General features: G+C 46.0%; 16 protein-coding genes, 2 tRNA genes and 1 riboswitch. Of the genes, 11 read left to right on the top strand and 7 right to left on the bottom strand.

The window, feature by feature from the left end; all coding sequences use genetic code 11:
* Positions 1–12: 12 nt before the first annotated feature.
* The 9 genes from Pas1_RS04720 (at position 13) to Pas1_RS04680 (ending at position 8,873) form a co-directional block, all read left to right on the top strand.
* Positions 13–1,233 carry a CaiB/BaiF CoA transferase family protein gene (locus Pas1_RS04720; protein ID WP_112294641.1) on the top strand — a complete coding sequence of 407 codons (1,221 nt, stop codon included), beginning with the start codon at positions 13–15 and terminating at the stop codon, positions 1,231–1,233.
* Between the two features lie 62 nt (positions 1,234–1,295).
* Positions 1,296–2,477, top strand: a complete 1,182-nt coding sequence (locus tag Pas1_RS04715) for an MFS transporter (RefSeq protein ID WP_112295166.1) — start codon at positions 1,296–1,298, stop codon at positions 2,475–2,477.
* Between the two features lie 138 nt (positions 2,478–2,615).
* Positions 2,616–2,690, top strand: a tRNA-Arg gene (locus tag Pas1_RS04710).
* A gap of 161 nt (positions 2,691–2,851) precedes the next feature.
* Positions 2,852–3,700, top strand: a complete 849-nt coding sequence (locus tag Pas1_RS04705) for an NUDIX hydrolase (protein WP_112238195.1) — start codon at positions 2,852–2,854, stop codon at positions 3,698–3,700.
* A gap of 27 nt (positions 3,701–3,727) precedes the next feature.
* A riboswitch (TPP riboswitch) is annotated at positions 3,728–3,824 on the top strand.
* Positions 3,825–3,861: 37 nt separating this feature from the next.
* Positions 3,862–5,757: a phosphomethylpyrimidine synthase ThiC gene (thiC, locus tag Pas1_RS04700; protein WP_112209233.1), complete on the top strand. Its 1,896-nt coding sequence runs from the start codon at positions 3,862–3,864 to the stop codon at positions 5,755–5,757.
* A gap of 21 nt (positions 5,758–5,778) precedes the next feature.
* Complete coding sequence (locus Pas1_RS04695; RefSeq protein ID WP_112294640.1) at positions 5,779–6,918, top strand: FAD-dependent oxidoreductase; 1,140 nt, start codon at positions 5,779–5,781, stop codon at positions 6,916–6,918.
* On the top strand, positions 6,909–7,106 hold the full coding sequence (gene thiS, locus Pas1_RS04690; RefSeq protein ID WP_112204076.1) for a sulfur carrier protein ThiS: 198 nt from the start codon (positions 6,909–6,911) through the stop codon (positions 7,104–7,106). Before Pas1_RS04695 ends, thiS begins: the two co-directional genes overlap by 10 nt.
* A 14-nt stretch (positions 7,107–7,120) precedes the next feature.
* Positions 7,121–7,939, top strand: a complete 819-nt coding sequence (locus Pas1_RS04685; protein WP_112238480.1) for a thiazole synthase — start codon at positions 7,121–7,123, stop codon at positions 7,937–7,939.
* A gap of 7 nt (positions 7,940–7,946) precedes the next feature.
* Positions 7,947–8,873 carry a thiamine phosphate synthase gene (locus tag Pas1_RS04680; protein WP_112294639.1) on the top strand — a complete coding sequence of 309 codons (927 nt, stop codon included), beginning with the start codon at positions 7,947–7,949 and terminating at the stop codon, positions 8,871–8,873.
* A gap of 13 nt (positions 8,874–8,886) precedes the next feature.
* On the opposite strand, the gene thiD is transcribed toward Pas1_RS04680, so the two are convergent.
* Positions 8,887–9,765 carry a bifunctional hydroxymethylpyrimidine kinase/phosphomethylpyrimidine kinase gene (gene thiD, locus Pas1_RS04675; protein WP_112294638.1) on the bottom strand — a complete coding sequence of 293 codons (879 nt, stop codon included), beginning with the start codon at positions 9,763–9,765 and terminating at the stop codon, positions 8,887–8,889.
* Positions 9,766–9,786: 21 nt separating this feature from the next.
* On the opposite strand from thiD, the gene Pas1_RS04670 reads away from it, so the two are divergent.
* Positions 9,787–9,861: transfer RNA gene (locus Pas1_RS04670), tRNA-Asn, on the top strand.
* A gap of 37 nt (positions 9,862–9,898) precedes the next feature.
* On the opposite strand, the gene Pas1_RS04665 is transcribed toward Pas1_RS04670, so the two are convergent.
* Entirely contained in the window at positions 9,899–11,179 is a 1,281-nt protein-coding gene (locus Pas1_RS04665; protein WP_112294637.1) for a TAXI family TRAP transporter solute-binding subunit, read from the bottom strand.
* 45 nt (positions 11,180–11,224) lie between these two features.
* Between Pas1_RS04665 and Pas1_RS04660 the strand changes: the two genes are divergently transcribed.
* Complete coding sequence (locus tag Pas1_RS04660; RefSeq protein WP_112294636.1) at positions 11,225–11,767, top strand: hypothetical protein; 543 nt, start codon at positions 11,225–11,227, stop codon at positions 11,765–11,767.
* Here the strand turns inward: Pas1_RS04660 and Pas1_RS04655 are convergent.
* From Pas1_RS04655 to Pas1_RS04635, 5 genes are all read right to left on the bottom strand, one after another.
* Positions 11,764–13,449 (bottom strand): AMP-binding protein, encoded by a 1,686-nt coding sequence (locus tag Pas1_RS04655; protein WP_112294635.1) that lies wholly within the window; start codon positions 13,447–13,449, stop codon positions 11,764–11,766. The two genes, Pas1_RS04660 and Pas1_RS04655, sit on opposite strands and share 4 nt — an antisense overlap.
* A gap of 15 nt (positions 13,450–13,464) precedes the next feature.
* Positions 13,465–13,746: a YqjK family protein gene (locus tag Pas1_RS04650; RefSeq protein WP_112204108.1), complete on the bottom strand. Its 282-nt coding sequence runs from the start codon at positions 13,744–13,746 to the stop codon at positions 13,465–13,467.
* A 15-nt stretch (positions 13,747–13,761) separates the two neighbouring features.
* Complete coding sequence (locus tag Pas1_RS04645; protein ID WP_112204110.1) at positions 13,762–14,133, bottom strand: phage holin family protein; 372 nt, start codon at positions 14,131–14,133, stop codon at positions 13,762–13,764.
* A 6-nt stretch (positions 14,134–14,139) separates the two neighbouring features.
* Positions 14,140–14,478, bottom strand: a complete 339-nt coding sequence (locus Pas1_RS04640; protein ID WP_112204112.1) for a DUF883 family protein — start codon at positions 14,476–14,478, stop codon at positions 14,140–14,142.
* Positions 14,479–14,564: 86 nt separating this feature from the next.
* Entirely contained in the window at positions 14,565–14,861 is a 297-nt protein-coding gene (locus tag Pas1_RS04635; RefSeq protein ID WP_112204115.1) for a hypothetical protein, read from the bottom strand.
* Positions 14,862–15,171 lie beyond the last annotated feature (310 nt).

The raw sequence follows: 15,171 nt of genomic DNA, 5'->3' as shown, positions 1-15,171 counted from the left end.
CAAAATTAGCTCATGGGTGCCTTAAGTCATATTCGTGTTTTAGACCTGAGCCGGGTCCTCGCTGGACCTTGGTGCACCCAAAATTTGGCTGACCTTGGCGCCGATGTCATCAAGGTAGAAAAACCTGGGGTTGGAGACGATACCCGCCATTGGGGGCCGCCCTTTGCTAAAGATGCGCAGGGTAAAGATAGTAGTGAGACGGCTTATTTCATCGCCATGAATCGGAATAAACGCTCAATCACCGTCGATATCAGTACACCCGAGGGGCAAGACATCATTCGTAAATTAGTCGCAGAGTCTGACGTTCTAATTGAAAACTACAAAGTCAGCCAACTAGTCAAATATGGTCTTGACTATGCTGCTCTACAAAAAATCAAGCCCGATTTAATCTACTGCTCGATAACGGGCTTTGGTCAAACTGGTCCTTATGCCAATCGCCCAGGCTATGACATGATTGTTGAGGGCATGGGTGGCTTCATGAGTGTGACCGGAGAAGCAGAAAATGTTCCTGGGGCTTCACCGCAAAAAGCGGGGGTGCCCATTGCCGATATTTTGACAGGCATGTATGCAACGAATGCAATCATGGCAGCCCTGATGTATCGCGATCGCACTGGTGAAGGACAATGCATCGATATGGCTTTACTCGATACACAAATTGCAGTCATGGCTAATGCAGCCAGTGCTTATTTATGTTCTGGAGAAATTCCGCAACGCTTAGGAAATACATCGGCAACGATCGTGCCCTATCAAACTTTCCCAACATCCGATAGTTGGATCATTGTTGCAGCTGGAAACAATAGTCAGTTCAAACACTTTGTTACTGTAGGTGGTCAGGCGCAGTTAGCCGATGATCCTCGTTTTCACGATAACCCTGAGCGGGTTAAGCATCGTGATCAACTCATACCACTTTTAGAGGCAATGACACGCCACAAGACTAAAGCGCAATGGATTGATTTGCTTGAAGAGGCGAAAGTACCCTGTGGTCCTATCAATAACTTCAAAGAGGTTTTTGAAGACCCACAGGTTATGGCCAGAGGGATTGAGCTTACCGTTCCCCATCCAGCGTTAGGTCAAATGAAATTGGTTGCCAGTCCAATGCATTTATCCAAATCGCCAGTGCAGTACAAAATGCCGCCACCCATGTTGGGGCAGCATACTCGAGAAGTTTTGCAGGAACGCCTGCAACTAGACGCTCAAGCGATAGAGAAACTCTATGACAAAGGTGTTTTGTGATTTCCCCTGAAAAAATTGCTCGCTCTCTCAGCATCAAAGAGGTGCTGATTTATGGTGGTTTAATGGTCACTCTCTCTATGGGTATTCGTCATGGATTTGGCTTATTTAATTTACCCATCACTATAGAAAATGGTTGGGGACGTGGCACATTTGCCCTCACAATTGCACTACAAAATTTAATTTGGGGCGCCTTCCAACCATTAACGGGTGCACTAGCTGATCGATTCGGCGCTTTCAGAATCATGCTCCTTGGTGGCCTGCTTTATGCCCTTGGCTTAGCAGGCATGGCTGTATCTAGCGATGTATTGAACTTCACGATTGCGGGTGGCCTTCTGATTGGTCTGGCGCAAACGGCGACAACCTATAGCGTGGTCTACGGAATTTTAGGCAGAAATGTGCCGGCTGATAAACGCGTCTGGGCAATGGGAATCACTGCTGCTGCAGGATCTTTTGGTCAGTTCTTGATGATTCCTGCTGAGCAGGCGCTCTTGAGTCGCTTTGGTCCACAAGATGCTCTCCTACTCTTGGCAATCATTGCAAGCTTCATGATTCCAGCTGCTTTTTTATTACGGGAGAAGAATTTTGTCTACACCAACACAGCTGACGATCAAACGATTCGACAAGCACTGCATGAGGCTACTAGTAATCCAAGCTATCGTTATTTAACTCTGGGTTATTTTGTCTGTGGCTTTCAGGTGGTTTTTATTGCGGTTCATTTAGCGCCTTACCTAAAGGATATGTCTCAAACTTATCCAGCAGTAGGATCACCAGCGATTGCAACCACCGCCCTCGCCTTGATTGGATTGTTTAACGTCTTTGGTACTTACTGCGCAGGGATTTTCGGTCAGCGCTTTCCTAAGCGCTACTTACTTTCTGGAATTTATCTAGGCAGATCAATTGCCATCATTGCTTTTTTATGGATTCCACTCTCACCCATCACTGTTTATATTTTTTCTGCCGTGATGGGTTTCCTATGGCTTTCTACCATTCCACTTACTAACGGCATTGTTGCGCAGATCTTTGGGGTTAAATACCTAAGCATGCTCTCAGGTCTGATTTTCTTTGCCCATCAATTGGGTAGCTTCTCTGGCGCTTTTTTGGGTGGCTATTTATATGACCTGACGGGGTCTTATAGTGTGGTTTGGAATATTGCGATTGGGCTTGGCGTATTAGCATGCCTAATTAACCTCCCCGTTAAAGAACAAGCCCTAGCACGAAACACTCACGCGGAACTCCCCGCATGAATACCTCTTTCTCTACTTGGTTGCTTCGTGGGATTACTTTAGTATTGCTAGCTCTCGTATTTATCAGCTACTATCGCCCAGAACTGATGCTAAATATTACCAACCAGTTATGGGCTTTGTGTAGTTAAGCCTAAGTGACCCGCTGTAGCACAATGGATAGTGCAACCGCCTCCTAAGCGGTAGATCCAGGTTCGACTCCTGGCGGGGGGACCAAATCTTCTGACAAAGTTATCCACAGCCTCTGTGGATAAATACCAAAATGTTTTGCTAAGTTACCGATTTGTATAGAGCGATCTGGCTTGCCCAATATTTGAGCAGATTATCTTGCTTGACTTTTTGTATAGTTCGCTAGCAATTTCTCATACACTCGGCTTATGCAAAAAATAAATGACAGCACCTTAGCTGCCTTAGAAGAAATGTTGCAAAATTCGGCGCGGTCCGCACCGCTGGATTTCTTGCCCATTTTTTTTATGGGTGCACATGCTGAAAAGCAAATCATTGGTCATATCAATCCCGAGTTCATTGCTTATATCCAAGACTCTTTGCAAGAGAAAAAAATTGCGCATATTCACATAGATCACCATGGCTTATTTATTGATAGCGCAAGTCCGTTTCTTATCTCCGCAAGCTTGACAGAGTTAGCTAATCGACTGCGCCAAGCTGGCTTTATACCCGGTTGGCGCAATGAAGAGTTTGCCTGGATTGATCACAATGGTCATGCCTACTTTCGCTTAGAGCGAGCCGCTTTTAGAACTCTGGGTTTGCGTAGCACTGCTAGTCATATCAACGGCTTTACCAAAGAAGGAAATTTGTGGCTTGGCCGCCGCAGTGAGAGCAAAAGAACCGATCCAGGTCTTTTAGATAATCTGGCTGCGGGCGGTATTGCTGCAGATGAAACACCCTGGGTTTGTGCTGTTCGAGAATTATGGGAAGAAGCTGGCGTCCCACCACAATTGGCCAACCAAATTACACCCGCGGGCAAAGTCCATATGCGCCGCCCTATTCTTGGGGGTGGTTTTCATGATGAGCAGCTGTTTATCTACGACCTTGCGCTTTCAAGCAACTTTATTCCTACCAATCATGATGGCGAGGTCAGCAGCTTTATTGAAATCTCCCTAGCCGAGGCAGCAGCCCGCATCTTGGCAGAGGAATTCACGACCGATGCCGCTTTTGTAACGGCTGACTTCATTTTGCGGAGCAACAAATCCAGTTTCCCCTCCTAAGTTCCATTTTGTGGTTAAATTAGTTTAAGGATGAAACAGGGGTGCCCTTAACATAAAGGCGCTGAGAAAGACCCTCTTACCCGAACCAGGTAATACTGGCGTGGGGAGTTCCATCAGACCGGTATCCGGTTTCGTCCATCTAAATATGTTAGGAGATGGATATGAGCAGCAAGAACCCAAAAACAAAACCTGAAATTCCAAGCCTTAAGAGCCTCGAACGAGACTTTGGTCAAAAATTTGCCTATCCGGCATCCAGTAAAACCTATTTAGCAGGATCACGGTCTGATATCAAGGCTCCTGTGCGCATGATTGATCAGTTCCCTACCCGCGTTGGGGAGCAGATGGTCCCCAATCCTCCCATCCCGGTTTATGACACCTCTGGTCCTTATAGCGATCCTGAAATCGTCATCAACTTAGAAAAAGGCTTGCCAGCATTACGCGAGACTTGGATTGATGAACGCAATGACACAGAACAATTAACAGGACCCTCATCTGACTATGGAGTCGCTCGCTCGAAAGATGCAGATACACAGCACTTACGCTTTGCCCACATTCGCGCACCTCGAGTGGCTAAGGCTGGTCAAAATGTGAGCCAAATGTATTATGCTCGCAAGGGCATTGTTACCCCTGAAATGGAATACGTTGCCCTGCGTGAATCGATGGGTCTAGAGCAACTGCGGAAGAATCCAGAGTACACCCAATTATTAAAGCAGCATCCTGGCAAGAGTTATGGCGCCAATCTTCCAGAGATCATTACCGGTGAATTTGTCCGCCAAGAAATTGCTGCGGGTCGTGCCATTATTCCCGCCAATATTAATCACCCAGAACTAGAGCCCATGATTATTGGACGCAACTTCCGGGTCAAGATCAATGGCAATTTGGGTAACTCGGCAGTCACCTCTTCAATTAATGAAGAGGTCGAGAAAATGGTTTGGTCAATCCGTTGGGGTGCTGACACCATCATGGATTTATCTACCGGCAAACATATTCATGAAACCCGTGAATGGATTATTCGTAACTCTCCGGTACCGATCGGCACAGTACCGATCTACCAAGCACTAGATAAGACTGGTGGTATCGCAGAGGACCTCACTTGGGAAATGTTCCGCGATACCTTGGTAGAGCAAGCTGAACAAGGTGTGGACTATTTCACGATTCATGCGGGTGTATTGCTGCGTTATGTTCCGCTGACTGCTGACCGTATTACTGGCATTGTGTCGCGCGGTGGTTCAATCATGGCCAAATGGTGCCTGGCCCACCACAAAGAGAACTTTCTCTACACCAGATTTGATGAAATCTGCGAGATCATGAAGGCCTATGACGTTTCATTTAGTTTAGGAGATGGCCTGCGTCCTGGTTGTATCGCTGACTCTAATGATGCAGCCCAGTTTGGTGAATTGCATACCCTTGGTGAACTCACTGCTAAAGCCTGGCAGCAAGACGTGCAAGTGATGATTGAAGGTCCTGGCCACGTTCCAATGCAGCGCATTGAAGAAAATATGACCGAGGAATTAAAGCATTGCTTAGAAGCGCCCTTCTATACCTTAGGGCCATTGATCACCGATATTGCTCCAGGCTATGATCACATCACCAGCGGTATTGGTGCAGCCCAAATTGGTTGGTACGGCACAGCGATGCTCTGCTATGTCACGCCTAAAGAACACTTAGGTTTGCCAGACAAAGAAGATGTCCGCGAAGGCATCATCACTTATAAGATTGCTGCGCATGGAGCCGATCTAGCCAAGGGCTTACCTGGCGCACAGATTCGGGATAATGCCCTCTCCAAAGCCCGCTTTGAGTTCCGCTGGGAAGACCAATTTAATCTCGGCCTTGATCCTGAGCGTGCGCGTGAATATCACGATGCCACCCTACCAGCTGAAGGTGCCAAGATTGCCCACTTCTGCTCTATGTGCGGACCTAAATTCTGCTCAATGAAGATCACACAAGAAGTACGAGACTATGCTGCCAATCTCAAGGCAGAGGGAGTTGACCCAAATAAAGGCATGGAAGAGAAGTCAATTGAGTTTCGTAAACGCGGTAGCGAAATCTACCAATAAATAACGGATCTGTAACTCAAGATGGATTCTATAGCGCAGGGTCGATTCGCTATTGTTGGTGCCGGTTTGATGGGTCGTCTCCTGGCAGTCGAACTCGCCCAAGCTGGAGGCCAAGTTGATCTTTACGATCAAGGTGGTCCTGATGCTGCATTGTCTGCTGCCCGAGTCGCTGCAGCAATGCTTGCGCCTTTAGCTGAATCCGCCATCACCGAGAACAATGTCGTAAATATGGGCGTACACAGCTTGTCACGTTGGCCAGAAATCATCGCCAAATTGGCTAGTCCGGTGTTCTTTCAGAAAAATGGCAGTCTGATTTTGTGGCATCGACAAGATGCAAATGATGCAGAGCGTTTTATTAAGCATCTGCAGAAGAATCAACGCAGTAACCCAGCGCTTACTGCGCCAGAGATGCTCGATTCTGCGAGACTGCTGGAGATAGAGCCGAGCGTTGCCGATCGTTTTAATCAAGGTCTCTATTTACCCAATGAGGGCCAACTGGACAACCGGCAGTTACTCAATGCTTTAGCGATCGAACTATCTACCTTACCCGTCAATGTATATTGGCATCAAACACCTGAACCACAAGCCCTAGAGCAAAGTGGCCGATACGATTGGGTGATTGATTCTCGAGGCTTGGGTGCTAAATCAGATTGGCCAGAGGCCAAGGGTAACTCTCTGCGTGGGGTTCGCGGTGAAGTCATCCGTCTTTACGCGCCCGAAGTCAATTTACTAAGACCTACGCGCTTAATTCATCCACGTTATCCCATTTATATTGCGCCAAAAGAGAATCATATTTATGTTGTTGGTGCTACTGAGATCGAGTCTGATGATCATTCAGAAATGAGTGTACGTTCAGCAATGGAGTTGCTCAGCGCGGTTTATACCGTGCACAGCGGTTTTGCAGAAGCCCGTATTTTAGAGATGGCTACCCAATGTCGGCCGACTTTAAAGAACAACTTGCCCGAAGTCCGCATCGAGAACGGTGCCGGTTCCACCAAGCGTCTATCTATCAACGGCCTTTACCGTCATGGTTTTATGATTGCCCCAGCAATATTAGATAGCGTGATCGAATTATTAATCAGTGGTTCAAGTCATACGGCTAAGAAATTGGGTCTTAATGTTGCTGACACCTCCATGAATCAGGTGGCAGCATGCGCGTAATGATCAATCAGATTGAACATTTACTGCCAGAGGGAGCAAAACTAGAGCACGCACTTGAGGCCCTAAAAGCACAACCCCCTTTTGCAGTAGCCATAAATTTGCAGTTCATTCCTAAATCGAATTATGACCAGTGCGCTCTAGTTGAAAATGATCAGATCGAGGTTATTTCGCCGGTCACTGGCGGCTAATTTTTACTATGAATATGAATTCCATTAAAGAGCAACGCGCTTTGAGCAAGGATGATCTCGTTCTGTATGGCGAGCATTTTTCTAGTCGCTTGCTCTTGGGCACCTCGCGCTACCCTTCCCCGCAAATCTTAGAGGAAGCCGTTCTAGCTTCTCAGCCAGCAATGATTACTGTGAGCTTACGTCGTCAAGGCTCAACTGTAGAACAGGGAAAAAATGCTTTTTGGGAGCTACTTAAAAAGATGTCTGTTCCCGTATTGCCTAATACAGCTGGATGTCATAGTCCCCAAGAGGTCATCACAACAGCGCAAATGGCCAGGGAGGTTTTTGAAACGGACTGGATCAAACTCGAGTTAATAGGTGATGACTACACCTTGCAACCCGACACCCTCCGTTTGGTAGAAACCGCGAAGACACTGATCAATGATGGTTTCAAGGTACTGCCCTATTGCACTGAAGATCTCATCCTTTGCCAGCGCCTTGTCGATGTGGGCTGCCAAGCAGTAATGCCTTGGGCAGCTCCCATTGGCACTGGTCAAGGCCCACTCAATCCCTACGCCATGAAACTCCTGCGGGAACGCCTTAAAGTCCCCTTATTGGTTGATGCCGGTCTTGGCTTACCATCCCATGCTTGCTCTGTGATGGAATGGGGCTTTGATGGTGTTCTACTTAATACCGCTGTCGCTCTTGCTGATAACCCGATTGACATGGCTAAAGCCTTTGCAATGGCAACTGCAGCAGGTCGCTCAGCGTATTTATCGGGCGCTATGTCCGCCCAAGAATCTGCTCAAGCTAGCACCCCACTGGTAGGCACCCCTTTTTGGCATCAAGCCTAGAGTTCTCATGAGCTTGGTGCGCGACCTTGCTGATCAAATCGTGGCTGCACATCGCACCGATGATGTCACTCTGCCGCCTCCCGTCTACAGCCTAAGCTCACCACCACCGCGAATAGATAATGAGCATGCTATTGATCACTATGAGCTTGCTGCTACTTTGGCGGCGATATCAATGGGCTTTATAGAGCTTGATGCAACGGTGCTAGGGAAAGCATGGTCCAGAATGGTTCACCACGACGGAAATTTTGATCCGATCAAATGGCCCAATCGCCCTGAATATTTTGATTTACTGCCTTGGACCCGCATTATGAATCCCAAGGCATTTCCGGAATGTCCTAAGCGCTTAGGGCTTTATGGAGTCATGCCTGACTCAGAGTGGATTAAGCGAATGGTGGATGCAGAACTTCCAACCGTCCAACTCAGACTCAAGAGCAATGATGTAAAACACATCCATACAGAAATTAAACAATCTATTGAAGCTGTCAAAGGTAGTAAGACACTACTTTTCATTAACGACTATTGGCAAAGTGCAATTGAGTTAGGCGCCTATGGCGTGCATCTTGGTCAAGAAGATTTAGCCACTGCTGATCTCGATGCCATCAGAAATGCTGGGCTGCGCTTAGGTTTAAGTACCCACGGCTATGCCGAGATGGTTTATGCAGATCGTTTCTGCCCCAGCTATATTGCTATGGGGGCAGTTTTTCCAACGACACTCAAGCGGATGCCAACTGCACCTCAAGGCCTAGGCCGACTCTATAAGTATGCGCAATTAATGCAAGCTTATCCTTTAGTCGCTATTGGCGGAATTGACGAGAGCAGTATGCAGGCAGTTGCGCATAGCGGGGTGGGATCAGTAGCAGTAGTTAGAGCCATTACGGGATCAGATAATCCTAAAGCTACTGTTAAACGACTACAAGAATTAATCAAGCGCTAGATATTTTTAGAGACTATTGGTCTTCAAGCGGTAACGCAGTTGGATAGAACTCAAACATCGGCCAAAGTGGTCCTGGCCCCTCACCGATCGATAAAAAACGTCCGGCTTGTAAACCCGCCTCTACGTATGCAATAGCCTTTCCCACAGCATGCGGCAGATCATGGCCATCAGCAAAATAGGTCGCAATCGCTGCAGATAAGGAGCAACCAGTGCCGTGTGTATTTTCAGTATTGACACGCGGATGCTTAAACTCTTTTACTTGAATGATTTCTAAATCATCTTCAATACTGCGCCACATCAGATAATCCGTGAGTTGAGTGTGCGCAGAATCTAGATGACCACCCTTAATGAGAACTGCCTGAGGTCCTAAAGCTAATAATTTTTCGGCGGCAGATTTAAAGTCATCAACATGGGAAATATCGCGACCTAATAGCAAAGAGGCTTCTTCTAAATTTGGTGTCACTAAACTTGCCATCGGAAATAATTCCTTCATCATGGCCTGAGCAGTGTCATCGCCACCTAAGCTTGCTCCAGACGTTGCCCTCAGCACAGGGTCCAAAATAATTCTGGTGATGTCATGCTTACGTAAAGAGTTGGCAACCACCTGGACAATTTCTGGGCTGGCTAGCATCCCAATTTTGATTGAGTCAGCACCGATATCATTTAAGACTGCATCGATTTGCGCTTCTATGACGGCCAAGTCAACATCCTGAATCGCTGTAACACCTAATGTATTTTGGGCTGTGATGGCAGTAATGACCGACATTCCATAGCCACCCAATGCGGTAATGACTTTGAGGTCAGCCTGAACCCCCGCACCCCCACCACTGTCAGAGCCAGCAATGGTCAGTATCTTAGGGATCTGGACGGAAGTCGGAAGAAGTGCCTTCATATTGCTATAATATTCGCTTATTCCTCGATAGCTCAGCGGTAGAGCAGCAGACTGTTAATCTGTTGGTCCGTGGTTCGATCCCACGTCGAGGAGCCAGATTCTATTAAAAAAGCCGCTCATTGAGCGGTTTTTCTTATTGAAGTCCGTGCTGCTCGATCACTTGACTGACATGCCCTCTAAGGTCATACAGTAGATTTGTATACATACTGGGGATCTTCTCCAGCTTAATCAGTAATTCAATCTCGGCACGCAGTATCTGTATATCGTATTTAATTCGCTCTAGATCCGCATGATGATCTAAACGCTTCTCAATCTTCACTAACTGGTCATAGAAACGATTCACCTTATTGGTGTAGTACCACTGCTGCAAAGCTGGATAGGCTTGCGAAAGTGGATAAAAAATAGCTAGGAGAGGAACTAAAATCAGTAATAATTTTCCTAAGAAACTGGCGGCCCAATACGGAAGATATCTTTGTAAGAATGGTTTTCCGCCATTCTTGTAATAGTCTTCAGCATCGTCACTCATCGGAAAGTCAACGTCCTTGTCTGAGGGAAACTCATTCTCTGATTGCAAGAGACTGGGCCTCTCATGCACCTCATCCATTACACCCATCATTAAATAGATCAAAGCAGAATGCGTATCTTTTTTAGTAATCACCGTAATGGTGGTTGCTAACACCCTCATATCGGTCGACGGCTTAGAATTCTCCAAATCAATTGCACCCAATGGAAGCTTTAATACATGAAACTCTCGGAGGTTCCTAGCGATACCCTCAGCATCAGGCCACTTAAGTGGCTTTAATGTAGGGTCATTAAATAGCGTCTTTACCAAATGGTCCTCAGCAGGCGCTGAATAGAACATGGCATCAATCTCATTAGCATGCAGTTTTTTGAGGGCTTCTTCTCTGCCAATGTTTAAAAACTGGCTATTTTTTGTGTTGACGCCTACCGCATTCAAAATATCCAACGAATTTGTATGAATTCCTTGAGCTGGATACCCAATCGCTATGCGCTTACCCTTCAGGCCGTTAACATCAAATACATCTCCCAATTGACTGCGATAGAACACCCAAATTGGCGCATAAGCAATACTGCCTAAAGACTCCAAGGAAGGATAATCTTTGCGATCTGCTGCACCACCCTCTAAAAAACCAAACTCAATCATTTTGTCAGGGTGCTCTACATGTTCAAGATTATCTAGGGTTCCAGCAGTCTCCAAGACGGTGACCTTGACTCCAGATTTCTCAAATTCCTGGGCATAGATCTGAGCAATCTCATATAAATAACCACCCTTAGGACCTGCAGCAATTTCAATACTGCTGGGGGGCAATAGGAAAAGTTTCACGACGGCTACTGCAATTGCCACCAGTATCGCCAAGCCAGAAAGGTAAAGAAATATTTGTTTTTTGGTCATAATAGAAGCATTAAAGCATAAGGATCAGACAAAGATTATTACAAAATGACCAATCTAGAAGCCTCCAAAACCCCTATTCATTCTGGCTCAGTCAAGCAAAAGCTGGAAAGCGAGTTCAAAAAAGGAATCTCTCTATCACTCTACTTCGGCATCTGGTTCTGTGCATTGGCTTTTTTAGGGGCTACAACTCTAAGAGAATGGCCAATTCCCCTCAGAATGTTTGGCTTTGCCCTGATCAAAGCCGGCCTCTGTGCCAAATTTATGCTCATTGGAGAAGCTGTTTTTCCATTTAATCCCAATCGGCGCTTGGGAATCGTTCCTTCACTCTTAGCCCAATCGCTCATTTATCTTGCCATTGTTCTTTTATTGAACTTTTTGGAGTCCGGCGTCGAGGGTCTGATGCATGGCAAAGAGTTTATTAGCTCATTGGCTGCTTTTGGCAATGGCGACCCCCTGCATATTCTGGCTCTACTGATTGTCTATTGGCTCATTGTTTGGCCCTATCTTTTATTTACTGGAATGAGCATCGTTTTGGGCAATACCCATACGATTACTATCCTTTTTGGGCCGCCAAAGAATTCCTCCTAAGAACTTGAATCTCCGAGTTTTCTGACTTCACGGCGCAAGATTTTCCCCACATTAGACTTAGGCAGCTCACTGACAAAGACAATTTTTCGGGGGCGCTTATAGCTCGTCATCTGTTCTTTGCAAAATTGCAGAACATCAGCATTTGTCAGATCATGTTTATCTTTCACGATATAAGCTTTAACAATCTCGCCGAGCTTACGGTGTTCAACGCCTACTACTGCACATTCATGAATACCCGGCATTGAAGCGAGAACCTCTTCTACTTCATTTGGGAAAACCTTAAAGCCGCCAACCACAATCATGTCTTTAATACGATCAACAATCGTTACATAGCCTTCGCTATCCATAAAGCCAATGTCGCCAGACTTGAAGTAACCGTCAACAGTAAATACTTTGCGGGTTTCTTCTGGCTGATTCCAGTAACCCGCCATGACCTGGGGGCCCTGAATGCAAATTTCTCCTGCCTCACCCATTGGCATTCGCTTGCCATCCTCACCCAAAATCACTACATCGGTATTGGGCAATGGCAAACCAATATGACCGGTGAACTTCTCTATTAATGGTGTATTGACGCACACAACCGGTGAAGTTTCCGATAAGCCGTAGCCCTGCGCAATTGGGTTGCCGGTGATGGCTTGCCAATGATCGGCTGTTTTCTTTTGCATCGCCATCCCACCACCAATAGTCACGAGTAAGTTCGATAGTTTCAGTTTGCTGAACTCAGGACGGTGGACCAGAGCATGAAAGAGCGTGTTAACACCAGGAAAGATATTGACTTCAGGGTGCTTTGCAAGCAATTTAATGAGCCCTGTGATGTCTCTTGGATTGGCAACCAGAAGCAATAACCCACCCTTGCGTAATCCCAATAGAGCGCAGGCTGTCAAGGCAAAGATATGGGTCATTGGTAATGCACATAAAAACACCAATTGCTGATCATGTTGATCCCTGAGTACTGGCTCAAGCCACGCATCAGTTTGAAGTACATTTGCAAGTACATTTCGATGCAATAAAATAGCTCCTTTAGATACACCAGTAGTGCCGCCGGTATATTGCAAAAAAGCAATCGCATTCGGATCAATCGTGGGCTTTTGAAAGAGATGTTGTTTCCCAAGTTGGAGGGCATCTGTAAAACGCGTATGTGGGAAAGCCCACTGAGGAATGATCTTCTTAATGTAACGCGCGGCAAAATTAACAAGCAGGCCTTTGGGACCCAATAAGTCTCCTAAACTGCTAACGATCACTCGCTTTACGGAAGTTTTTTCTGCTATCTGTTGATAGATATGGGCAAAGTTTTCAGAGAGTACGAGCACCAGTGCTTGGCTATCATTCAGTTGATGTTCTAATTCTCTCGATGTATACAGTGGATTGACATTAACTACCACTAAGCCTGCTCTCAATGCTCCCAGCATCGCAATGAGATATTGCGTTACGTTAGGAAACATAATCGCTACTCGCGAACCCATTGGTAGGTCAAGCGATTGCAAATAAGATGCAAATTGCTCAGAGAGTACGTTTAACTCTTCATAGCTAAAAGAATGGCCCATAGACTCGATCGCCTTGCGCTTTGGATATCGCGCAAAGGATTCATCTAGTAAGTCCACTAAAGAAGTCTGCGTTGGGAGAATAAGCTGTGCAGGAACCCCTGCTGGATAATTCTTCAGCCAAGGTTTAGCTGTATTCATATACAAGGAGAAAGCTTAGAGAATGGACTTAGCGGTTTTAACTAACTTCATCGCACCCCAGCCAAGAGCCAAAACTTTACTAGCCAATTTAGGCTTAAAGTGAGCTAGAACCGCAAAAGCACTCGTCCACAAAATTGGACTGCTTTTGAGAAACTGGACAGCCTCAAGGCCTTTGTCGGCCCAAGAAAATGGTTTCTTCAGAGCAGCGAAATGGGAGCTAAATCCCCGACGCTCTTTAGCAGCCTGAGCTTGCAAAACGCGTTGGCGCTCGAGAAGGGTTTCGAGAGATTGGCTCATTAGGGCTTAGTCAGTCTAGTGATGATTCAGAGCGGAGCGATCTTTTTCAAGCTCAGCAATCGATGCAGCAAAGAGTAAGGGCATTGTTTTGAGCGCACGTAGGATCATGAATCCAAAGACAAACCCAGCAAGTAAAAAGCCGCCGGTTAACAATGCCAATGCTGCCATGCGATTGGTCTCTGAGCTATAGACCACAATCCAGAGCGCCAACATCACTAAGCCAAAAAATAAACAGAAAAGACAAAATAGTATCAATACAAGTAGCTTGATGAACTGTACTCGCGCGACAGCAACATCGCTTGAAAGCAATTCAAGGCGAGTCTGAGCAATCGATGTTGCAGTAGAGAGCAAGCCCTTCAAAGAGCTTAAGAGATGTTCTGTTGCCATAGATTTTTAGCGGCGACTAATTAAAAGACCAATCAATAAGCCTGCACCAGCAGCAATACCGACTGCTTGCCAAGGTTTTTCATGGACAAAAACATCTGCCTCCTGTGCAGCTTCTTTTGCTTTTTCGCTAATCAGGCCTTGAGCCTCGGATAAGCTTTCCTTGGCGGTACTGAGAGTCTCTTGCGCCTTTACCCGCACAGAATGCATTGCTTCTCCACCGTGCTCTGCGCTGACCTTGATTAAGGCCTCAGCATCTGCAATCAGGGCTTTGAAATCATCCACTAACTGTTGAGAAGCATGGGGCTCATGCTCAGTAGAAATCGAAGGAGTTTTGTGACTTGTCATGACTATTCCAATAGAGAATCAACGCCCTATTCTAAGCAATTCTGAAGGCATTTCCTATCATGCCACCTTTTGCCTCTTCCAAGCTCTTAAGAACAGTATTTATGCTCTAAGGTACTGATATCTCTTGATTGGTCATCTACCATGCGATTCATCGCTTTTTGAGCTCTTTCTCTATTTTCTGGCGCTTGAAGATTGGTTTTGATCAATCCGCCTACATCTTTGCGGATTGAGGAGTTACCGTACTGAAGACCTTTGAGCATGGCCACTGTTTCTGCCGAAAGCTTACATTGTTGGCTAATCAACTCAGATGAATCTGGTGAGGTATTTGCAAAAGCGAATGCAAAGATCGAGATAGACAAAATTCCAATGAGAGTCTTTTTCATTTTATTTCCTTATTTTTTGACCGCATGTTGGACAACAACCTAAATCTTTCGCCCTGAGTTTTCTCAAAGCGGCATAAACGCTGGATTCTGAAATCTCCATCTTTCTGGCTGCCTGCGCAGCTGTTAGACCCTTTCCGACCCACTCCACCGCTTGATATGTCTTTGGTATTGCTCTTTTCATATTGCTTTCTCCATTTCGTTACTATACTACAGAAGTTGTGAAGTTGTGAACTATATTAATAAAAAAATAGATTGTTGTATTTAGGCAGCAATGAGCATTACTGAAGGTAATAAAAAAGCCCCATATCAG

Source organism: Polynucleobacter paneuropaeus, from assembly GCF_003261235.1.
Classification (GTDB): Bacteria; Pseudomonadota; Gammaproteobacteria; order Burkholderiales; family Burkholderiaceae; genus Polynucleobacter; species Polynucleobacter paneuropaeus.
Note: the sequence above shows the minus strand (reverse complement) of the source record. Positions and strands in the feature narration are given on the sequence as shown.